Consider the following 23250-nt stretch of genomic DNA (forward strand, 5'->3'; position numbering starts at 1 on the left):
GCCCGAAGGGTGAGCGCTATATCAGACAATCGTGAGTTTCAGCGGCAACAATTCCTTGTTGCTCAGGTCTGATCGTTTTATCTTGAAATATCGGGGTAATAACGGAGCCAACCATTATGATACATGATCCAGTCATCGCCGTTGTCGGTTTGGGATACGTTGGGCTTCCCCTGGCCCTGGAATTTGGAAAACAATACGCGACCATCGGTTTTGATATCAAAGAGTCCCTGGTTGAGAACTGCCGCAGGGGCGTGGACAACACCGGGGAAGTGGATGCAGGGGCCTTCAAAGCAGCGGTAAAATTTTCGGCAACCAGCGACCCCACAATGATCGGAAAAGCCGATTTTATTATCGTGGCTGTGCCGACGCCCATCAATGAAGCCCATCAACCTGACTTTTCGCCCCTTATGTCTTCCTCCGAGACCGTGGGCCGTCACATGAGCAAAGGGACCGTCGTGGTGTACGAGTCCACGGTTTTCCCGGGAGCAACCGAAGATATCTGTGTGCCCATCCTTGAGAGGGAATCGGGCATGACGTGGAAAGCGGATTTCCATGTGGGCTACTCCCCAGAGCGCATCAACCCGGGGGACAAAGTACGAACCCTTACAACCATCACCAAGGTTGTCTCAGGCGACACCCCGGATACCCTTGAAAAAGTAAAGTCCCTCTACGGCTCCATCATCACCGCAGGAGTCCACCCCACGGCGACCATTAAGGAAGCCGAAGCCGCTAAAGTCATTGAAAACACGCAAAGGGACCTTAACATCGCCCTCATCAATGAGCTGGCCATCATCTTCGACACCCTGAACATCGATACCCTCAACGTTCTTGAAGCTGCGGGAACCAAGTGGAATTTTCTCCCCTTCAGGCCCGGCCTCGTGGGCGGCCACTGCATTGGCGTTGACCCTTACTATCTCACCTACAAGGCCCAGGTGGAAGGCTATCACCCCGAAGTGATCCTCTCCGGCCGTAAGCGTAACGATTCCATGGGCAAGTACATCGCCCAGACCACTGTAAAGCGCCTTATGAAAAACGGATGCCTGAACAACGGCTCTTCCGTGGCCGTCCTCGGCCTTACTTTCAAAGAAGACTGCCCGGATCTGCGTAATACCCGCGTTGTGGACATTGTCGAAGAGTTTCAATCCTACGGCATCCATGTCCACGTCCACGACTCCCAGGTCGATCCCCTTGAGGCCAAGCGCCATTACGGCATCGAGCTGACCCCTTTCGACGAAATCCAAGACGTCGACGCCGTCGTCATCGCCACCGCTCATCGCGAATACAAAGCGATGCCCCTGGAAGCGTTCACAGACAAAATCAAAACCAATGGGTCTCTCATTGATGTCAAAAGTGTTCTGGATCCGGATGAGATGAGGGATTGGGGGGGAGATTTTTGGCGGTTGTAGAATCCCTTGGCTATGATTTTCCTGTAATGAACCACCCACAATGGAGTCGCTACAAAGGTTCCCTTTTATGGCAAAAGTAATGAATATAAGCACCAATGTTACTTGGCATGATGCAAATGTTTTTCGACGCGACAGAGAGAAACTTCATGGTCATAAAGGAGCTGTAGTGTGGTTCACTGGGCTGTCAGCATCGGGGAAATCTACAATTGCTCATTATGTTGAGCAAATCCTGTATGATATGGGTTGCTCAACATATGTGTTTGATGGCGATAACGTGAGGCATGGACTGTGTGGCGACTTGGGGTTCGATGAAAAGAGCAGGGTTGAGAATATTCGAAGAATAGGTGAAATGGTAAATCTTTTTATCGATGCTGGGATTATAGCAATAACAGCATTCATTTCGCCATTTCGAGAAGACCGTAAACGAGTTCGGAATCTTGTTGGAAAGGACAATTTTATTGAGGTTTTTATCGATTGTCCTGTCGAAGTGTGTATTGAGAGAGATCCTAAAGGAATTTATGCAAAAGCTATTGCAGGCGATATTGACTTGTTTACTGGAATTTCAAGTCCTTACGAGTCTCCAGAGAAGCCTAATATTGCTATAAGATCCGATAAAGAAGATTATATTGTTGCTGCACAGCGAATAGTTAGTCTTATTGAGGAAAAGAAAATTATAATGCCTCAGTAATTAAGAAGTTCAACTTGGTATTACGTTTTGCTAAATTGTGTTGATGGTTTTGGTAAGTTTGTTTGCTTTCTGTATGGCTTTGTAAATATGAATAAAATGATTTATTACAGATGCTTAAGTAGGTAAGTCAGCAGCATTGATCCTGATCGAAAAGTTTATTAGATAATAGATCGATGTATTTGGGTGTTCTAAATGAGGATTAAGATGCTGGTGCAAAAAATTATCGATTCCGTCAAATTGGATGAAAACCTGAAAGAACTATTTAGCGGAGGGGGGATAACATTAATAGCCAAGGTCGTTGCCGCATTTTTTAGTATGGCAACGAATATCATTATTGCCAGGTATTATGGGCCTGGAATGGTTGGAGTTGTGGCTATTGTAAATTCTGTATTAATAATTACATCTGTTTTTTCAATGTTTGGTACACAAACATCAGTACTCCGGTTGATACCAGAATATACATCTTTCAACTCACCTGACTTAGCTTTTAAGGTGTACAAGAAAGTAATTCTTATAGTGATGCTACTTTCTATGGTTGTGGGATTTTGTGTTCACTGTAGTTCGAACCTTATTGCAGATAAACTGCTTGGTAAGCAATCGTTAGGGTTGTATATTTCTATGGCTTCAATGGTTTTAATGTTCTATTCGTTGGGGCGAGTGAATACCGAGGTGTTGAGGGCGCTTAAGTGGATGAAATTGTATGCATTTTTGAGTGCTTTTCAACCTTTTGCTTTTTTTGTTTTATTGCTAAGTAGTACCTATTGTTTTTTTTATGATGCTACTCCTGTTTGGATACAGTTGGTATTGACGATAATGGTTGGGATAGTCGCATCTTTTTTTGTTTTATATGCCTTCAGTTTTGAGATGGATAATAGTAATACTACGCATTCGCGATGTATATATAGCTACTTAGAAATATTGAATATTTCCCATCCGATGTTTTTGACAGGGGTTCTTTATGTAGTTATAACGCAAATAGATTTGATGATGCTGAGTGCTTTTGAAAGCGAAGAAAATGTTGGTGTTTATAGTATCGTCGTGAGGCTTGCAGGTTTAACTAGCTATATACTTATGGCAATAAATTCAATATCAGCTCCTAAATTTTCTGAATTATATCACTCTGAACAGATCGATGCATTGAAAGAGTTTTCACAGCTTTCAACAAGAATTATATTTTGGCTAACACTACCTATAATTATTATTTTGATTGTGTTTGGGCATTGGGTACTAAGCCTTTTTGGCGACTCTTTTACGTCTGGATATATAACTTTGAATATTATCATTTCGGGGCAAATTATTAACTCAGCATCTGGCTCAGTTGGATACTTCTTTAATATGACAGGAAGGCAAAAAAAATTTAGGAATATTATTTTAGTGAGTGCGGTAATTAACGTAATTCTTAACTTAATTCTTATTCCAAGATACGGAATAAATGGAGCTGCTATTGCAAGCTCCGTTTCTATTTTTATCCAAAATGTTATACCAAATTTGATTTTAAAAAAAGAGTTTGGCTTCTATTTGTTTTTTAACCCATTTAAAATGAGCAGGTCGAGTGACAAGCTTCCATCTTTGTTGGTGGGAATCCGTAAATTTAGGTAATTGAGAGTGTACCCCTCCTTCTTTGATAGGGGTTCCCATAAAAATACATTTACTTCAAGATGACCATTGAAATCAAACGAACGGAGGGCTTGAAAAAAGTTAAAAACACTCGAATAGAATTTTGTATGGAAAGCTGGATCGAATGAGTAATATAGGATGAACATTTTATGTCAGATCATATTTATATTGGGTTCGATCATATGATATAGAAATCCAGTCTCCATATAGTTGTTGGAGAAAAGTGCAATAATTATTGCGCGTAGGTTTATTGGCCCGTCAGCGTGGCTTCATAAAAAGTTTTGGTCTCGTAGATATTTTACGGCAAAAATAGTAATATTCAAATTAATTAAATATTACTATATATGTTATAATAAAGCTGAGTGTAAATGAGAAAATTAGCTCAAATTAGCTCAATTGCAATACTTAGGCTCAGGAATAGGTCTCTTTAAGATGATTAACAATCAAGACCCCAATTTTGCGGAAAAAAAGTGATTTTGCTCTTTGGATAATAATAAATAGTTACATATAGTATATGTGAGGTTGGTGTGGTTGGACTTAAATATATATTTATTGTTGGCTTTCCCCGTTCTGGTACGACATTGGCTCAATCAATTGTTATGTGCGATAAGCAAGTTTTTTCTATGCCAGAAACGCATATATTCACTAAAGGTCTTCGATTTGATCGATTTCCATTAGTGATATCTAATTTATGGACGTGTTGGTATTGTTTTTGGTGGGTTAAAAGAAATTACCATGAAAATTATATTTTTTTTAGTCTTGATAAAGAAAAATTAATTAAGTCCTTTTTTTTATTTATATCAAGGAAGGCAAAAAAGGCTAATAAATCTATAATATTAGAGAAGACGCCAGGCCATTTGAATAAAATTGAGTATATTTCTTCAATATTCACGGATGCTCAATATATACACGTTACTCGTCCATATTCTGGTGCTATCCCATCAATTATGAAGGCCGCTAAACAGTGGGGAGGTGATGACAGTCTATTAACAAATATGAAGCGTTGGGTTGCTGAAACCTTTGTCTCCATATATTACACGGATAAATATGAAAACCATGTGTTAATTGATTATAATGATATTGTAGCAAATCGTAGTGATATAATTAACAAAATTAATAATAGACTGCAGATGAATATCCAGCACGTAAATGATGAAGAGCTAGCAGAAGTGTCAAAAATTATAGTCGAACCGAATGAAATATGGAAGAGTAGTAATTTGAAAGGGGCTCGAAAGAAAAGTACTACTCAACTACATATTGGCAGTATACTTAAAAAGTTTATTAGTTATGTTAATGAGATAGATTGAACCTTAAGTATTTATCACTACTTTATTACGAATGTTAGTACATATGATGGGAATAGGCGATAGAAATTCATCAGGAGTAAGCGTACTTGGAGTGTCCACAATCGATTCTCTATAGCCGTCAACAATAAAACGGTCACCCAAATTAAGCGACAAACTTTTAGAATTCTATTGGGCTTACGTAATACAATTTTGAATATAAATAGTTAGAATTATGATAGTTGACGTGGAGGGGTCATTTTGGCCTTGTCTAACTTCTTGTTTCAAAGCGACAATAAAATGGACTGATCTGATTCAAGGTTGCGGAAGAAGCGCTCTACATTGGGTATTCTATCCGCAATTGCCCTTTCGGGCATACTGCAATACCATAGATATTCATCGAGTCTTTTTTGATATCACTTGCATGTATATTGAAAGCCTCTGTCTGAGAAGTGGAGCAAACCAAGATTATGTTGCCACCTCTACCAAGTCATGTCAGAAGTATAAAAAACAAGATTCATCCGGATTTAGCGTTCTCTGTTCTTTGACAAAAAAAGAATAACACCTATGGTCTTTCATTAAGTCAATAATTCAAATAGGGACTTGAGCTGTCTATGGTTATAAGTAAGATGAAAATAGGCGTAATCGAATTGTGGGGAACAAATAATTCAGGATTGTATTCGACTTTGTTTGCGAATGGGATTAAAAAGAAGAACACTCATGTCACTCTATATACATCAACGCAATATCAGTATTCTTTTTTGTGTAATGTTAATGTTAAGAATATCTTTTTCCATCCTGTAGGTAAAATAGCTAAGTTAAAAATAATAAGAATGATTTATATAATTTATTCGTATATACGGGCTTTATCATGCTTGAAGAAAGACAACCTTGATGTTATCCATTTTCAACCGATAGGATTTTCATTTATACCAATAGACCTTATTTTTTACTATTTTGCTATAGTAAATGCAAAAAGAGCTTTTATCACAATTCATAACATAAATGATCCAAAATCAAATATTCTTTTTAATAAGGCTCTTTTATATTTTTTGAGAAAAACTAATATAGACATTATAGTTCATGATCAGCGAAATTGCCAGTACTTGAAATCTAAAAATATTAATAGTGTTAATGTTGTAGAACATGGACTTTATGATAATTACTTTGACAAAATTAATGAAAAAACTTTTGATTCACTTGGTGTGATGTCATGTTCTAATAAATATCAAATTAAGCTGTTATTGTTTGGAACATTATGTCCGTATAAAGGTACTATAAAATTTTTAGAGGCGTTTTCTAAAGTTAATAATGAGCGCTTTATGGTTGCAGTTGTCGGAAGGTCAAAAAATAAAGCACTGGAAGAGAAAGTCCGAACTATTTCAGATAGCCATCATAATATTTACTACATAAATAGGTTTGTACCTGATGAGATGTTGGCTAATTTATTTTCTTTATTTGATGTCTGTGTACTTCCTTACTCGCCGATGTTTAAAAGTCAAAGTGGTGCACTGTATTTATCATATACATTTAACACTCCAGTAATAGTAACTGATGTTGGTGGTCTTTCATGGAGTGTAAATAAATACGGTACTGGTTACGTAATAGATGTTAACGATGTAGAAATAACTCAGTGTCTTAATGCTTTGCTTAAGGATGATCGATTAAAATTAAACTCATTTAAAAGGGCTATTAAATTAACACATAAAAGATTGAACTGGAATACAATCGGCGATGAAATTGTTGAGTATTACTCTAATCAATATGATTGAAGTCTGATTGACCTTAATGCGAGTTAGTCAGTAAATATTTTTTTCATTATTTTGTATTCAAAAAAGTGTTTTTCCGTATATAAGCGTTTGTTTTTTATTGATGCAGTTCATGCTCCTGTGCCATTACTCTTCGCAAAATAAGCTCTTTTAGAAAGCTAAGTGCTCAATTTAGTTTTTTGCTCAATTATTGTAACCGTGACTAAAGGATAAAAAATGGATACAAAAGCTCAAAGCAACATCCCATCTAAAGAATCACTGTTAACAATTAATGAATGCGAAAAGCAACTTTCGCCTGTCGATTTAGAGCTATCGGCTTGGCACAATAAATATATTTTTCATCATAGTAAGCGAATTGCATTGGACTTAGATGTTGTGAAAGATCATGTGGAAAAAGGAAGTTCGGTTCTTGAATTTGGCTCTGTACCATTGCTGTTAACAGCAGCACTGTCTTTAAGTGATTACAAGGTGACTGGTATAGATATTGCTCCTGAACGGTACCAATCAGCAATAGATAAATTAAATTTGAATGTTATTAAATGCGATATTGAAAAAGAAAGGTTACCTTTTAATGATAATTCCTTCGACTCTGTAGTTTTTAATGAACTCTTCGAGCATCTTCGTATTAACCCAATATTTACTTTATCTGAAGTATTGCGGGTGTTGAAGCCAGGAGGGATTATGATGCTTTCTACTCCAAATTTACGATCAATTAACGGAATATATAATTTTTTGATTAAGAATCGTTCATACTCTTGTTCAGGAAGTACTTATGATGAATATCATAAGATAGAAACATTAGGACATATGGGCCATGTTAGAGAATATACCAAGACAGAGGTTGTTGATTTTTTGTTAAGTATTGGTTTTGATCTTAAAATGGTAATTTACCGTGGCCAATATAGTTCTATTGTCAAACAATTTTTATCAAGGCTCATGCCGAGACTTAAGCCCTTTATTTCGTATGTTTCAACGAAAACATTATAATTTCAAAAACGTTGGAAAGTATAATTATGGTGGCTCTTTTTTACTTGCTGTTCCTTTTTATTATCGCCTCTAATTTATTAGAGTTTTTGCTGTATGACCAATTTGCCGTGTTATTCGATTTAGGGCTGGCCAAGTATTTTTTGATAATTTTATACCTTGTTGCTTTGTTGTGTACAAAAAGAAATATCATAAAAATAAATAATTATGACCGTCGACTGATTTACTATTCTGTGTTTGTTTTCTTATGGTTTTTGATAGACTGTTTTATTTTGCGACGTTTTGAGCTTAGTTTATCTTTTTATAGGTATCTGTTTTTTCTGCCTTTGCTCTATTTTGTTGGTAGGTTTTTGTATTTTCATGATAATAATCAAATATATGTAGTGACTCTTATTAAGATGTTATTTTTTGTGTCTCTAATATCTATTATATTTGGCTTTATAGAGAAATATTTCTTTGACTTATTTTGGGATGATGATTCCATTTATCGATTTGTTAGTCTGCAATTCGGTGATGGGCATATGGGTGATTCAGGTCTTTATAGAGGTTGGTTGGTGGGCGATTATAAAAGAATGACATCATTTTATTTTGACGCAATTGGCTTTAGTTATTTTTTAGTAAGTAGTATCATCATTTATATAGAGTTCAATAAAATCAATATTAGGCCGCTTTGGTACGTGTTTTTTTGGTTGCTTCTTTGCGTTGCTGGTGTAGTTCTTGCTGCAGGTAAAGGTGCTTTTATATTGCTTTTCTTGTATTTTATAGGACGGAAAGTCGATTTAAGAGTATTAATTGGTTGTGTTCTATTAGTTCTTTTTTTATTGTTGTTTTTAGTTTTTCATAGTGGTTATTCTATCGTGGGCAAATCTGTATATTTACATGCTTTAGGCTTGTTGAATGTACCCGTTATTTTAAGTGATTGCCTTTTTGGTTTTGGGCTTGGGCACAGTGACTACTTATTTGCAAAATCATATTTGCAGCATAACTATGCGTTTCATATTGAAAGTTTTTTTTCTCTGCTTGTTTATCAGGGTGGTATATTTGGTATTATAGCTTATATTATGCTGCTATTTTCGTTTTATCCCCAAGAGAATACAGGTTACGGTAGGATTGAATTGTGTAATGTTCCGATATATATTATTCTTCTTAGTACAATGTCTTATTCAATATTCAGCTTGGTTGGTAATGGCTTGTTAATAGTCTCTTTTGGCTATTCTGTTAGTGGTCAAGATGCTATATTTACATGAGAATGTATAAATTTGCAAATAGCACTTGATGGGCCCTTGCCATGGTGGATATTGAATTAGGGTCATTACTGTACAAAACAGCCTCCAAAAGAATAATTTTCTTCGAGATGCCCTTGTGATTGTTAGAGGGTGCACAATTTAAAAAACAGGTCCCATTCATTTGTCTGCTTTCCAAATCATGTAAGTGGGAGCATTAACTGTACTGACATAGGCTTAAGTGGCAGAACATCACCTGGTTGATCTATCCAAGCCCATAAATCCCGGTGCGTTAACAGGTTCCACCTCAATAAGGCAACAAGATTTGACAGTGACCAGCCAAAATTCGATTTCGCCTGAAGGAACCTGATAATCAACATAGCGATAAGTGCTGTCCAAATCGGTCTCATCAAGGCATTTTCGGAGGTTCCAACGGATGTTTGTATTCGCAGGTTCTGCTTTATGGCTTTGAAGAACAGCTCAATTTGCCATCGGACCTTATAAATGACTGCAATAGTTCTTGCTCCAAAGGTCATATGATTGGTCAGCAGATTGATGTACCTGTCATTGTCCTTATCGAAGACGACAACTAACCTGACACAGGGCGATATTTAGGTACAAAAGAGTTTTTTACTGCGGTCTTTGTTGTAAACTTGGATAAAATGAGGTTTCAAATGTCGAGGTTTGATGTTATGGGCTGCCCCATTGACCCATATGATATGAATCAAACAATACTTGAAGTAGAAAAAGCAATTGAAGGCAGAGCAATGTGCCAGCACGTTGTTGTCAATGTCTCCAAGTTTGTTGAGATGCAGTCTGACTCCAAGCTTAAGGATATCATTTCGTCTTGTGATATCATTAACGCCGATGGGATGCCCATTGTATGGGCTTCCAGACTTTTGGGACAACCGCTTCCGGAAAGAGTTGCAGGGGTTGATCTTTTTCAGGAACTCATTCGTGTCTGTGCCGTCAAGGGCTACAGGCCTTTTTTCTTTGGAGCCAGGGAGTGGGTGGTAAAAGATGTTGTTGAGGTTTTTAAAGCAAGGTTCCCGGAGCTCAATGTGGCGGGGTATCGCAACGGGTATTATGCCCCAGATGAGGAGCATGCCATTGCGGAGGAGATCAGGGAAAGCAACGCCGATATGCTTTTTGTCGGTTTTTCGTCTCCCATGAAGGAGAAGTTTTTAAATCGGTGGATGCCAGTCATGAAAGTCCCTTTTTGTATGGGCGTGGGCGGCAGTTTTGATATCATTGCGGGAAAAACCCGGAGAGCCCCCAAGTGGATGCAGAAAACCGGTCTGGAGTGGAGTTATCGCGTTCTGCAGGAACCGAACAGAATGTGGCGGCGTTATGCACGAACAAATCCCGCTTTTGTTTGGATGGTCATGCGTGAAATGATCCGACGGGGAAATGCATCTCCTTCCATCGATCTTCAACCCACCGATGGGTCCCAGTAGTTCCCCTCGTTAATTTGGCTTTACGTTTTTATCGGTGTTATTTATTTGTCCCTTTCTATCCCTTCTGACATCACAATCATTTAGTGGAATTAGACATGAAAATTGTTCTCGTTGCTGGCGCCCGCCCCAACTTTATGAAAGTCGCCCCCATTATCCGAGCCATAAAAACCCGTCAAAACAACACGGCCATTGAGTACCGGCTTGTCCATACGGGGCAGCACTATGATACGAATATGTCCGAAAGCTTCTTTGATGATCTCGGTATTCCTGCGCCGGATTATCACCTCAACGCTGGTGGTGGCTCCCATTCGGAGCAGACTGCAAAGATCATGGTGGCGTTCGAAAAGGTCTGTCTTGATGAAGCTCCTGATGTGGTTCTTGTTGTGGGAGATGTCAATTCCACCCTGGCGTGCAGCATTGTTGCCAAAAAGTTGTTGATCAAGGTCGCCCATGTGGAAGCGGGGCTTCGGAGTTTTGACCTGACCATGCCCGAGGAGATCAACCGGATGGTCACCGATGCCATCACCGATTACTTTTTTACCACAGAGAAACACGGCAATGAAAACCTGCTGAGGGAAGGGAAATCCGACGGGTCCATTCATTATGTGGGTCATGTGATGATCGATAATCTTCTTTTTCAGCACGCAAAGGTCCTCAACACCGAAGCCACCTCCTTTTCCAACCACGATCTCAAGAAGAGCTTGGGGAATTATCTGTTTTTGACTCTCCACAGGCCGTCCAACGTGGACAATGAGGCAAGGCTCCTTGATATTGTGGAAGCCTTGAATCAGGTGGCCGAAGAGACTCCCATTCTGTTTCCCGTGCATCCCAGAACCAGAAAAATGTTGGATTCTTTTGGCATCAGGATGTCCGAGCGAATTGTTCAGCTTGACCCCCTTGGCTATCAGGAAGCTCTTTATTTATGGAAGGATGCCTCGTGCGTCTTTACCGACAGCGGTGGGCTGCAGGAGGAGACCACGGGCCTGGGGGTTCCCTGCTTTACCATTCGAGACAATACAGAACGGCCCGTGACCGTGGAAGAGGGGACCAATACCCTCATCGGTACGACCGGTTCCAATATCCTCGCTGCCTATGACGGCCTTAAGAAGGGGCATGTCAAGACGGGTTCAATGCCTGAGTTATGGGACGGCAAGGCAGCGCAGCGTATTGTTGATATTTTAATTGACGACGTCATTTCCTGATAATCCCCAGTTTTTCAGCTTTCATTCATGCTCTCCTTTTCTTACCTGACATTCCTTTTTCTTCTTATTTTCTCACCCCTTGCCTTCGGGGCCCGTGATCCATGGGCACTTTCGGTTATAGAGTGGGGCTGCGCCCTGGGTGCGCTATTTTATCTTGGTGCAACCAAAGGTAAGAAGAAATTGTACCGGGTCCCGGGACTGTTGCCTCTGGGGCTTTTTACGGGCTGGCTCCTGTTTCAGGCCGTGCCTCTTCCCGTCGCCCTTGTTAAATGGCTTTCACCGGCCACCCATGCCGTCTATCGGGAGAGCCTTGGGCCACTATACGAGGTCCGCTGGATTCCTCTCTCTGTTGACCCAGGGAAAACCTTGGCTGAGAGCTTTCGCTTCTCTGCCTATCTCCTGTTCTATTGGTGGGCCGTGCAGCTTCTTGCGGACCGGACAAAATTCAAAAAAACGGTTCTGGTCGTTGCCGGGCTCGCCGGATGCATGGCCGTCTATGCCATTGTGGAAACCCTTTTTACCAATGGGAAAATATACGGTTTTTATGCCGGGCCTGCTAACAACACACATGTGGGTCCGTATGTGTACCATAACCATTACTCTGGATTTATGGGGATGGTCTTGCCCATGGTGTTAGGGCTTTATCTCTACTACAGGCCCCAGGTAAGGTATGGCTCCTGGAGAGAAAGGGTTGTGGAGTTCTGGAACGGAGCGGCAGGTCACCTTCACCTTCTGCTGGGTTTTACGGCTGTTCTTATGGGCACTTCAGTGTTCCTCAGCCTGTCCCGTGGGGGAATCATTTCTCTGTGTCTTTCCATGATTTGTTTGATCGGTTTTTTCTCTCTTCGCAAAGGGGGCTCCCGGCGAAAGAGGTTTGTATCATTGGCAGTTCTTCTGATGTTTCTTTCTGTTTCCTGGTTTGGCTGGGAGCCCGTTGTTGAACGGTTTGGCAGAGCCTTTAACGAAGAGGGAGAGTTGGTTAATACACGTTTTAGCATCTGGGACGACACCCATGGCATGGTGAACGATTTTTTCCTTGCTGGCACCGGCCTGGGGAGCTTCGGGGCCATCTATCCGAGTTATCGGAGTCTGGGTGGTCATAAATTCGTGAGCCATGCCCATAATGACTATGTCGAGCTGCTGGCATGCGGTGGGGTTGTCGGCTCTCTTTTGGTTGCATGGTTTGTTGTGGCGTTGTTTCGCGCGACGTGGATCAGGTATCTCAGCCGTCGCGACCCATATGCCCATTGTCTTTACCTGGGAGCCGTTGCAGGTCTTCTGGCGATTTTTTTCCATAGTGTGGTGGATTTTAATTTTTACAACAACGCAAACGGTTTGTTTTTTTCCTTTATGTGCAGTCTTGCCGTTGCAGCCTCCCATACGCGTATTCGCGGCAGGCAGGAAACGTTTCTTACAGAGTCACCGCTGGTTCAGAAGCGTGCTGTGTGGTTTACGGCCGTGATTTTTCTGGGGCTTGTCAGTGTGTATCAGGGTGGTTTGCTCAGGGCATCCTCTTTGTTTAACCGTGTGGAGGGCACGGTCATAGAAGAGGATACCCCGGAGGAAGAGGTTGACCGTGTTGTAGATGCTCTGGGACGTGCAACACTGCTTGCTCCCATGGAATCCCTTTATCCCTTTGCCCTTGCACGGATTTTTGCATTTCACGGCCAGGATAAGGCCTTTGAAGAGCAATTGAAACGTGCTTTGTGGTTGTGCCCGGTAAACAGCTCTGTCCTCCAGTACACCGCCCGATACCTGTGCCGGAACAATCAAGTAGCCCTTGGGCGGCACTATTTTGAGAGTGCGATTGCCCATGACACGGCAAACCCGGAAAGGCGCAAGATGTTCGCCGGTTGGTTGCTTGGTCGTGGGGAAACAGAAGAAGCTGTCGCGCATATGAAGCAAGCCATGCTCCTGAATACGTCAAGGCAGAACATCAAAGGGTGCGTTTCTCTGCTTTTGTACCACGGCGTGAGCAAAGAGGCCGTTTACGCGATGCTTCCTGAGCGAATCTATCCCCGCTTTGTGTTTGCCGACACGATGAGGGCCTTCGGGGATCATGACCTGGCGCGGGACGTGACTGTCCGGGCACTGGATTACCTGGAAGCCGAAGACTCTGTAAGGCCTTGGTTCTTCACCAGGGTATACTGGGCCCATATGAAAGAAAAAGACTATGATATGGCGCTCTCTGTCCTGCAGAAAGCGTCTCAGTACTTTCCGGATCATGCGAAAATTCGTCTTCTCATCGGAGATACCTATGTGAAGATGGGGATCCCGTACCGTGCTGTCGAGGAGTACGAGCGGGTGTTGATTGTTGACCCGGACAACCGAAGAGCAACGGCAGGTCTAAAGCGGCTGTCGTCCTACCTTTGATTTGGTGATTGAGTTGTTGATGAACCGAAGCATTCTCCCCCCCTTAGCGTTTATGGTATCGGCACAAAAGGTGCCTTTTTGGGTGCGTTTGTATCAGAAAACCGAGGGATTCTCATGCTTAAAGAAAAGAACAGGGTTATTGTCCGGTTTCATCTCTTTATCGATGTGTTGATTACGATGCTGGCCTTTGTGGGGGCCTACTTTATCAAAAAATATCTGCTTCCCGGTGGGGCAGGGGGGCTGTCCACGGCTCCTAATTATTACACCCTTCTTTTTATGGTGACGGTTATCTGGGGGCTGACGTTTCAGGCCTTCAATTTGTATGAGCCCTATCGAAAACGAAGCCTCATGCAGGTTCTGGTTAACGCCACACAGGCCGTTTGCTTTAGCCTGCTGGTATTTGGGGCCGTTTTATATGCCTTGAAAAACCATGACGTAAGTCGCGGTATGATTCTTATTTTCGGCGGCCTCAACATGGTGATGCTTTGTGTCAGCAAGGCCATAATCTATCTGGTGCTGGTTAGAATCCGAAAGCGTGGGTACAACACGCGAAATATTCTGGTTGTGGGGAGCCTTGAGCGAGCCAGGGATATCCTGAGGAAAATTGAAAAACAGAAAGGCGCAGGGTACACCATTCAGGGGTGCCTGGATGTCGATTCCCATCGCATTGGCCAGGAGGTTATCCCCGGTGTAAAGGTTCTCAATAATGTGGAACGGCTCTCCGATATCCTCAAAGAGACTGTGGTGGATGAGCTGATTTTTGCCATGCCGCTGAAGTTGATTCCCAGGGCGTCAGTTTATTTGACCCTCGCCGAAAAAATGGGCGTGAGCGTCCGTATCGTACCGGACTGGCAGATCCACAACCTGGTATACAAACCTGGAAACGCGTCAGTATCTTTTGAGACTTTCCTTCAGATTCCCACTATGAAGATGCATATGATCTCTTCGGACAGTGTGGGGCTGATGCTGAAAAACGTGTATGACTATGTTTTTTCCTGCGTGATGTTGATTTTTTCCCTGCCTTTTTTTCTTGTGGTTGCTGTGGCTATAAAAATAATCTCTCCCGGGCCGGTTTTTTATAAGCAAAAACGTATGGGCGTCAACGGACGGCTTTTCGATATCTATAAATTTCGCACCATGGTCGTGGGGGCGGACAAAATGCTGGATGACCTTAAGGATGCCAACGAGGCCGACGGCCCGGCTTTTAAAATAAGAAAAGATCCCCGGGTAATTCCGTATGTGGGAACTTTTTTAAGGAAAACAAGCATGGATGAGCTCCCCCAGTTGATCAACGTGGTGCGTGGGGAGATGAGCCTCATCGGGCCCCGGCCCCCCATTCCGAGCGAGGTGAGTGAGTACGAGCTGTGGCAACGCCGAAGGCTCTCCATGAAACCAGGAATGACCTGTATCTGGCAGGTGACCCCCAACCGCAATGATGTCAGCTTTGAGGGGTGGATGAAGATGGACTTGGAGTACATAGACAACTGGTCCTTAGGATTGGACGCAAAGATTTTTCTGTCCACCATAAGAGCTGTTTTAACGGGGAGTGGGCGTTAGTCGTTAAATTTTACACTGCCCGTTGGTGGGCTGGGTTCATTCGACTCGTGAAATATCCGGGCTGGGTTACCGATGAGTTTTTATGACTGATTAATGCTGGGGTATCCGATGTCTGGGTGGCCCCAAAAAACGAAGGCCTGACTCTGGCGTGGGAAAACTGGCGGAACATTTGGACCATAGTCCATATGCAATGGCTGATCCTTTTACCTGGGAGGATGTCTGGAACATAGCCGTGAGTATGGCGGCAGGTTTGGATCTGGACGGTCTGCATGTGAAAGTCGTTGAAGTGGTCACCGAAACCGTTCTTTTTGAGTGGCGGTGGTGTGCAGGCAATGTTACGCCGTTTATGAGGAGAGAGAACGAAACGGGGTTCCTGGCGGGTTTTGTGGTGCCCCTTGAGAACGGCAGCAAGGTGGAAATTCTTTTTGAAAGGGATAAGAGTACCCATGCGGCGGTTTCCATCCAAAAGCACATTGAGTTTCTGAAAGAATTTCTGGTTTTGCAAATATCTCGATTTTGTTTCGGGGAAAGTTAGTTGAGTTTTGAATTGCCTTTGGCTAACACCTTATTGTTATGAGTAAAATGGGTCTGGTTTGGTTTCAGGCTTTACTCTGTAAATGAGGTCGAAAATACTTGTGTGTTTTCGCGTGTTATGCTTAAGTGTCTATGAATTATCCCCCCTGATGTCAACCGGGCCTGCTGTCTGCCTGGTAAGAATACTCTGTAGTGAAAAATATCAAAACAAAATGAAGAACGACACCTTTGTATCGACGGTTTCGGGCCTTGCTGGGGTGCTGTGAACGTGGGGTGTGCTGTACCTGGTTTTGCGCTATGTCACCATTTTTCTTTGGTTTATAGCTGCCAGGTCGTCGATTGTTTGAACACATCTCATTGCTCCGCCGTTTTGAAAGGTTAACGTTAGAGTATGCGGTCCAGGCACCTGACTTGCCATGCTGTGCATGCATCATCATTAACATGGGCCATATTTGCAGACAGTGCGAAATATGTCGCTTGGTCAATTGGCGACAAAGCCATTTAACTCGGTTGAGCGCTTTGTGCTTAGCCCGGATATTTCACGAGTCGAGTTCACCCATATTCAACGCTCTGATAACGCAGAAGATGGGTCCGCTCGGCTCGCCCTAAGGGTGAGAAAATCGAGCACAAAACCGTGAATTACATTTTGTATTTTGAAATGTCTGATTTTTACAATAACCACCTGTAATAAAATTCTATTTTTACGATCGGGCCGTTTTCTCATGAAATATCCGGGTTAGGGGCGGTCGACTTGTTTAACTCATGCGTCAAGGGGGCACCATGAAAAAGTGGGTTGTTGTCATTATGTCGGTATGTTTGGTTTTTGGCGCGGTTTCGCTAAGTTTTGGGGAGCCGGAAGAAGGACCGGTCTGGAAGACTGTCTTGAACGATGCCATCAAGTTCGGTGGCGTCTCAGATTCTACCATGATGCAGGAAGCACTGCAGTTCGCAATGACCAATAACATTGAGTTGCCGGAGTTCCTTTCCGAGGTCAACACGATCAGCCCCGCAGCCGTTGAGGTGGCATTGACCGCAAGTTTTAAGGTGGTTGACGATAAGGGTGCTGTTATCGCCGCTGCTTCCGGTATCAATGCTGATGTCGGGACCGTGGTGACAGCAGCCATTGCAGCCGACGTTCCTGCCGGCGAGATTGTTACGGAAACAGTGAAGGCAGATCCTTCGTCTGCAGGAAAGGCCGTTAGCGCTGCCATTGCAGCCAACGCATCGGCCACCGAGGTTGTTTCAGCAGCCGTAGCAGCCGATCCCACCACTGCGGGTGACGCAGTCGCAGCCGCGATGGGGGCCGGGGCTCCGGCCGGTGACGTTGTCTCTGCCTCAATCAAAGCAGACCCCACAACGGCAAGCACCGCGGTTACCTCCGCCCTTGATGCAGGTGCACAGGCGGATGAGGTTGTCTCGTCTGCCGTCACTGCGGATCCGTCCACCGCGAGTTCGGTGGTGGCAGCAGCCATTGATGCAGGTGAAAATGTGCTGGAGGTTGTGGGAAGCGCCATTGATGCCGGGGCGAGTTCAGAGCAGATTACGAACGGGGCCGTCGCAGCTGGCATGACGGCGGAAGCGGCACAGGTAGCCATAGACACGGCCAATGAGGCCCTGACGTTTACCACCGAACCGGACGATGCCGAAGAAGACAACACTCCGGTAAGCCAACCGCCCGTTGCCATTGATGATCCGCCTTCTGAGGATGCCAGTCCCAACTGATGCAAGGAGCAGATGGCGGGGAGGACGATCAGAAGTTTTTTTTCGGGAGCATGGGTTCCCGTTGGTCTCTAAGTTCCCTTGTTCTGAAGCGTCACAGGAAAAAGGCATATGGCCAGGGGCGCACTGCTTACCGTCTTGTATATTGCGGAAACGGTTTTTTAAAGGCCGGTTCTCAGCCTTTACCATAAAACATAGGTGAAAAAGTGAAACGAACGACGTGGATAGGGTGCGGATTTGGGATTGTGGTGTTTCTGCTAATGACCACTTCAGGGTGGTGTGATCTTTTCTCCCAGGATATGTTCGGGCTTGAGTCGGATACGATTCATCCCTTTCTCTCCTTTTCCGGGGAGTACACGGACAACGTGTTTGCCACCAATGATGATGAAGAAGATGACCTGATCAGCTACATCACCCCAGGGGTCTGGCTGGCCCTTCCCGGAGCCGATGCTGAGGTGATCAACATTGCCGCTTCCAGCTCCGTACCGGGCGGCATGGCCCAGACCCGCTTTCAGAACGAAGAGATGGGCAGGTACCAGGGCTTTTTCAGGTATGCTCCCACCTTTGAAAACTATCTGGATATAGACGATCGGGATTTTATCTACCATAAACTGGATGCCTACGCGGCCCTGAACCTTGCCGGAGGTCTCTCCTTTGAATTGATGGACCAGTACCAGGACTCTCGGGATGATGTTGAGGAAGAGACGGACAGCGCCGAGTTTAACAACAACCTGTTGGCCCTCACCACCTCCTATGCCATCACTGACAAACTGAAGGCGCGTGTGGATCTCGGTTACTACGATGTGAACTACAACTCGGACGCTCCGGAAAAGGATCGTAAAGACATAAGCGTATCAGGGTTTGTTCTGTTTGATATCCGGCCCAAGACAACCATTTTCGGTGAAATGTCCCACACGGATATCGACTACGATACGGCCAATGTGGACAGTACGGAATTCAAGGTGTTTGCAGGGGTTAAATATGATGCCAGCGACCGCATCAATGCCATGGGCAAGATCGGCTACGTGGAGAAGGACCTTGACGAGCTTGACGAAACAGACGATACCCTCGGCCTCGAAGCCTTCATCAGCTACGATTTAAGTGATCGTATCGATCTGAGCGCCAACGCGAAAAGGGGAAATCAGGAAACCACCACAAGCCGCTTTGTTACGGAAAGCGTGTTCAGCGTGTCCGGCACCTACAGTCTGACTTCACGCATCAGTTCAACTCTCTACCTTGCGGCCATGGAAGAGGAATACAAGAAGATCGACAGGGACGATAGCACCTATAAGATCTCGCCGTCCGTTAAATATCAGTTTAATAATCGGATTTTCGGAAGCCTGGCTTATATGTATACCGATCGGGATGCCTCTGGTCAGGATACGAGCGCCCAGAGCGATTATACTGAAAACAGCGTGATGCTTACCATAACGGCTTCGATGTAAGGGGACTGCAGGGCTGAGGGGAACAAAGGGATGCGGCGTCGGTCGGGTCGGTCAAGACCTTACCTGTCGGTGCCGCCTGGTTTGGTTTTCCCCTTAGCCTTTGCCCTTTGCAGGTTAATGACATTTTTACTATCGAAGGGTCTTATGAGAAATACAGCAGTACTTTTGATTTTCGTCTTGTTCTTGAGTCCTCTTTGCACGGCTTCTGCACAGAATTTCCGGGTCGGTAAAGGGGATTTGTTGTCTATCAAGGTGTATGAGCACGAAGATCTGAGCATGAATGTGAGGGTGAGTGCCGACGGCACCATCAAGATGCCCTTTATCGGAAGCGTAAAGGTGAGCGGACTGACCGGGGAAGAGATTTCCGAGCACCTGATGCGGCTGTACGTGGATGAAGAGTATCTCGTGAATCCTCAAATCAATGTTTTCATTGATGAGTATCGCAGCCGAAAGGCAAATATTCTGGGCCAGGTCAATGAGCCTGGGCGTTACGAGATTGATGAGGACACCTCCATCATGGTTCTTGTTACCATGGCCTCGGGGTTTACGCGCAGGGCGTATAAAAAAACAGCCCAGGTGATCCGGCGGGTTGACGGAGAAAAGAAGATAATTGAAGACGTTGATATGGGTGACAAAGTTATTCCCGGGGATATCATTGTGATACAGGAGAGTTTTTTCTGATATGGAAGAAAGAGAGATCCACTTACGCGATTACTGGCGGGTGATTCAAAAGCGGCGGCTGACTGTCCTGACTTTTTTTGTTCTAACCCTGGTCCTGACGATCATCGGGGTGTTTACCTCCAATCTGGAACCCACCTGGGAAGCCACGACCCGGCTCCTGATCGAAAAAAACGAAAGCTCTTCACCCATCATTGAGTCCCAGGGCTATGTACGCTGGGATCCCCAGTTCCTTGAAACCCAGTTTCAGATCATTCGAAGCAAGCCTGTTGCCGTCAAGGTGGTGGAGAGGTTGGGGCTTGCCACGCGCTATGGTTCCTGGTTTCTGGAAACCGATGAAGAAAAGGGCTCGTTGTGGGAAGACGCCGTTTCGTGGGGCAGGGACGTGATGAAATCATTTTCCGCCACGGAAGAGCAGGACGAGGGGCTGGAAGGGGCATCCATCACCAATGAGGATATCATCGCCAACGCCTTGATCGAAGAGCTGAAGATCAAGCCTACCAAAGACAGCAAGATCGTCAACATCAGCTATGAGTTCGACAACCCGGTTATTGCATCCATGGTGGTGAACGCCTTTACCCGTGCCTACATGGATGAGCTCCTTGAAATGCGTATGAAAGCCACCGGGTATACCGTGGAGTGGATGAGTAAGAAGGCCGAAGAGCAACGAAAGCAACTTGAAGCCGCGGAAAAGGCCCTGAACGCCTACATGCGCCAACAGGACATCGTGGCCATCGAAAACAACATCAACATCGGGCCCCAGCGTGTTAACGAACTCTCCGCAAAAATGACCGTGGAGGAGACCCGCAAAGAAGAGCTTCGGGCCATTAGCGAGAGACTGCGTACTGTCACAACCGAGGAGGCCCTTACCGTTCCGGCTGTATCGGATGATGAGGCCATTCAGGATATCCGCCGTGATCTGGTCAAAGCAGAACAGACCATCCTGGAGCATTCCAAAAAGTACGGGCGACGCCATCCGGTGATGATCCGCAGCACCAATGAGCTTGCCCTCCTTCAAGACAAGCTCGCCACAGAAACCAAGCGGGTGATCCGGTCCATCCAGAACAACTATGAGATGGCCCGTGAAAATGTGAAAAACCTCAAGGCACAGCTTCTGGCTGCCAAGAGCGAGGCCATCACCCTGAGTGAGAAATATGTGCAGTACAAGATTCTCAAACGGGATGTGGAGACCTATCGCCACCTGTACAACGCCCTTATCGCTAAAATCAAAGAGCAGACCCTTTCTGAAGAGGTTCAGACAGTCAGTGTCTGGACCGTGGAAGCGGCTGTCCCCCCTGTGGAGCCGGTGGATACGCATCGTGCCCGGAACCTCCTGCTCGGAGTGCTGCTCGGGCTGTTCGGCGGCGTCGGGCTCGCCTTTTTTGTGGAGTACCTGGACAACACCGTTAAGTCTGTTGAGGAAGTTGAAGAGCGTTTTGAGTTGCCTGTGCTCAGCGTGGTGTCTCAAATGGATGCCAAGGAAGGGCGCATCGAGACGGTTCTGAAAGAGGCTCCTTTGTCCAGTGTTTCAGAGAGCTACAAGTCCCTGAGGGTGGCCCTGATGCTCACGAGTAAAGACACCCCGCCCCAGAGGATTCTCTTTACCAGTATGGCCCCGGCGGACGGAAAGACCACCACCGCCGTGAACCTGGCTACGGCCCTTGCCAACAGCGGGAAAAAGGTGCTGATTATCGATGGGGACCTGAGGAAGCCCAACCTTGGAAATCTGCTGGGTCTTACCAGCGAAGTGGGCCTCAGCACCTACCTGAGCGGCAACAGCGATGAATCCGTTGTTGTGAAGACAGGTGTCGAGAACCTCCATGCGGCCCTGGCCGGACCGGTCCCGCCCTTGCCTTCGGAACTCCTCAGCTCTGAGCGTCTCAAGGCCTTTCTGGACTCAATGTCGAAGGTCTACGATATGGTGGTGATTGACTCGCCTCCCGTCATGCCTGTTTCGGACAGCCTGATCCTGAGCCGCCTTGTGGATACCACGGTGGTGGTGGTACGCGCCGGTAAGACCACCTACGACATGCTGGACCGCGGTCTCAAGGCCATGGAGCATGTGGGGGCTGACGTAAAGGGCCTGGTGATTAACGGGGCAGGGAAGAAAAACGGCGGTTACTACTATTATGGTTATGGCGCTTATTACGGGGGCTATGCCTACGGAGGGGATGACAGGCAGAAGGCGTGTGGGTAAACAGATCAACTGCTTATACGGGTGCCGGGTGACCTCCCGGTGATTCCATAAAAAAAGCGGAATGCATGTTTCATGCATTCCGCTTTGCTTTTAAGGCCAAGCCGTTCGGAGGTGAGCTATGGCAGTAGACCCTCGCTGAACGGCTTGCAGGGGACCGTATGGCTGCCACCATCAGTCACACCTGTTTATACACTACCGTAAAATGGGGGAGGGGTCAACGTGAAATTCAAGACTGGCGCACTTTTCAGGGATTGGCCCACCTTGGTAAGGAATGACGTGAAAGGGTAAAAAACGGGTTGACAGCATGCTGCTGGGACTGTATAAAAACGTGGTTTTTCAGACCCTCATTGGTCGTTGCAAATGGAAATGAGGTCCTGTATAAATTAACAACATGCCGAAGTGGTGGAATTGGTAGACACGCTAGACTTAGGATCTAGTGCCGCAAGGCGTAGGAGTTCAAGTCTCCTCTTCGGTACCATTAATAAAAAGAAAGGGTTATGGCGCTAAGCATACAGCGTGCCATAGCCCTTTTTTCGTTTTGCTGTGTCGTTTCTGTGTCACACGTACATTTTGTCCCCCCCCCTATTTTGATGCTGTGTCAGGTGCCGTTTCCTGGGCTAAAAAGAGCCTGAATTTTTCCATGGCATCGGAGGCCTCTGTGTCCGATACAAAATTATAACGGTCAAACATTTCCCTGGTGGAATGCCCGGTTATCTTCATGATAACTGTCTCATCAACACCAGCTCGGCGCATATTGGTCACAAATGTGTGGCGAAGGTCGTGGAAGGTGATTCCGTCTTTTGATTTTCTACCGTAGGGGATGTCTGTGAGCTTGCAGGCCTTTTGCAGTGATACGCGGATGTTTTTTACAGGGAGAAACTTGTAAAGAAAGATGCAATCTGTGTGTAGGTTCCGGGGGATATCAAGGAGGATTTCCAGAAGAGGGGAGGGGATGGGAACAACGCGAGCTTCATCATCTTTCGTGATGTCAGCATCAATGGTAATCTCCCGACGCTTCAGGCATATCTGGCGCCAAGCCAGGTATACAATCTCATTTCTCCGCATGCCGATGTAATAGCCCGTGGCCCAGATGCTGTTTAGCATGGGGGCACTCATTG

The 23250-nt window shown here is 45.1% G+C and carries 18 protein-coding genes and 1 tRNA gene; 17 read left to right on the plus strand and 2 right to left on the minus strand.

The genetic code is table 11. From position 1 onward, the window contains the following. Positions 1–116 precede the first annotated feature (116 nt). The 7 genes from ACOYW0_RS23275 to ACOYW0_RS23305 all read left to right on the plus strand — a co-directional run bounded on the left by ACOYW0_RS23275 (position 117) and on the right by ACOYW0_RS23305 (position 8994). Positions 117–1406 (plus strand): nucleotide sugar dehydrogenase, encoded by a 1290-nt coding sequence (locus ACOYW0_RS23275; RefSeq protein ID WP_482416125.1) that lies wholly within the window; start codon positions 117–119, stop codon positions 1404–1406. A 67-nt stretch (positions 1407–1473) separates the two neighbouring features. After that, entirely contained in the window at positions 1474–2094 is a 621-nt protein-coding gene (gene cysC, locus ACOYW0_RS23280) for an adenylyl-sulfate kinase (RefSeq protein WP_482416126.1), read from the plus strand. A gap of 204 nt (positions 2095–2298) precedes the next feature. After that, positions 2299–3693, plus strand: a complete 1395-nt coding sequence (locus tag ACOYW0_RS23285; protein WP_482416127.1) for a flippase — start codon at positions 2299–2301, stop codon at positions 3691–3693. Between the two features lie 545 nt (positions 3694–4238). Beyond that, complete coding sequence (locus ACOYW0_RS23290; protein ID WP_482416128.1) at positions 4239–5018, plus strand: sulfotransferase family protein; 780 nt, start codon at positions 4239–4241, stop codon at positions 5016–5018. 605 nt (positions 5019–5623) lie between these two features. Next, complete coding sequence (locus ACOYW0_RS23295) at positions 5624–6766, plus strand: glycosyltransferase family 4 protein (RefSeq protein WP_482416129.1); 1143 nt, start codon at positions 5624–5626, stop codon at positions 6764–6766. A 213-nt stretch (positions 6767–6979) separates the two neighbouring features. Next, entirely contained in the window at positions 6980–7750 is a 771-nt protein-coding gene (locus ACOYW0_RS23300) for a class I SAM-dependent methyltransferase (protein ID WP_482416130.1), read from the plus strand. Positions 7751–7776: 26 nt separating this feature from the next. Further along, positions 7777–8994, plus strand: a complete 1218-nt coding sequence (locus tag ACOYW0_RS23305) for a hypothetical protein (protein WP_482416131.1) — start codon at positions 7777–7779, stop codon at positions 8992–8994. Positions 8995–9170: 176 nt separating this feature from the next. Here the strand turns inward: ACOYW0_RS23305 and ACOYW0_RS23310 are convergent, their stop codons facing one another. After that, positions 9171–9581: a transposase gene (locus ACOYW0_RS23310; RefSeq protein WP_482418856.1), complete on the minus strand. Its 411-nt coding sequence runs from the start codon at positions 9579–9581 to the stop codon at positions 9171–9173. Between the two features lie 63 nt (positions 9582–9644). Between ACOYW0_RS23310 and ACOYW0_RS23315 the strand changes: the two genes are divergently transcribed. The 10 genes from ACOYW0_RS23315 to ACOYW0_RS23360 all read left to right on the plus strand — a co-directional run bounded on the left by ACOYW0_RS23315 (position 9645) and on the right by ACOYW0_RS23360 (position 22610). Continuing rightward, on the plus strand, positions 9645–10427 hold the full coding sequence (locus ACOYW0_RS23315; RefSeq protein WP_482416132.1) for a WecB/TagA/CpsF family glycosyltransferase: 783 nt from the start codon (positions 9645–9647) through the stop codon (positions 10425–10427). Between the two features lie 95 nt (positions 10428–10522). Continuing rightward, entirely contained in the window at positions 10523–11629 is a 1107-nt protein-coding gene (gene wecB / locus ACOYW0_RS23320) for a non-hydrolyzing UDP-N-acetylglucosamine 2-epimerase (RefSeq protein WP_482416133.1), read from the plus strand. 27 nt (positions 11630–11656) lie between these two features. Then, positions 11657–14002 carry an O-antigen ligase family protein gene (locus ACOYW0_RS23325; RefSeq protein ID WP_482416134.1) on the plus strand — a complete coding sequence of 782 codons (2346 nt, stop codon included), beginning with the start codon at positions 11657–11659 and terminating at the stop codon, positions 14000–14002. Positions 14003–14179: 177 nt separating this feature from the next. Beyond that, a complete protein-coding gene (locus ACOYW0_RS23330) occupies positions 14180–15559 on the plus strand; it encodes a sugar transferase (RefSeq protein ID WP_482418857.1) in 1380 nt (459 codons plus the stop codon). Between the two features lie 148 nt (positions 15560–15707). Continuing rightward, positions 15708–16094, plus strand: coding sequence for a hypothetical protein (locus ACOYW0_RS23335; RefSeq protein WP_482416135.1), 387 nt, complete (start codon positions 15708–15710; stop codon positions 16092–16094). Positions 16095–16873: 779 nt separating this feature from the next. After that, on the plus strand, positions 16874–17815 hold the full coding sequence (locus ACOYW0_RS23340; protein ID WP_482416136.1) for a hypothetical protein: 942 nt from the start codon (positions 16874–16876) through the stop codon (positions 17813–17815). 257 nt (positions 17816–18072) lie between these two features. Next, entirely contained in the window at positions 18073–19257 is a 1185-nt protein-coding gene (locus ACOYW0_RS23345) for an outer membrane beta-barrel protein (protein ID WP_482416137.1), read from the plus strand. A gap of 144 nt (positions 19258–19401) precedes the next feature. Beyond that, complete coding sequence (locus tag ACOYW0_RS23350) at positions 19402–19938, plus strand: polysaccharide biosynthesis/export family protein (RefSeq protein WP_482416138.1); 537 nt, start codon at positions 19402–19404, stop codon at positions 19936–19938. 1 nt (position 19939) lies between these two features. Then, the gene (locus ACOYW0_RS23355; RefSeq protein ID WP_482416139.1) at positions 19940–22132 is read left to right on the plus strand and encodes a GumC family protein; all 2193 of its coding nucleotides are present in this window, start codon (positions 19940–19942) and stop codon (positions 22130–22132) included. Positions 22133–22525: 393 nt separating this feature from the next. Beyond that, positions 22526–22610, plus strand: a tRNA-Leu gene (locus ACOYW0_RS23360). 104 nt (positions 22611–22714) lie between these two features. Here the strand turns inward: ACOYW0_RS23360 and ACOYW0_RS23365 are convergent. Next, the gene (locus ACOYW0_RS23365) at positions 22715–23236 is read right to left on the minus strand and encodes a tyrosine-type recombinase/integrase (protein ID WP_482416140.1); all 522 of its coding nucleotides are present in this window, start codon (positions 23234–23236) and stop codon (positions 22715–22717) included. Between the last annotated feature and the right edge of the window lie 14 nt (positions 23237–23250).

The sequence above is a fragment of the Desulfoluna sp. HI9BLuna genome, from assembly GCF_056829775.1.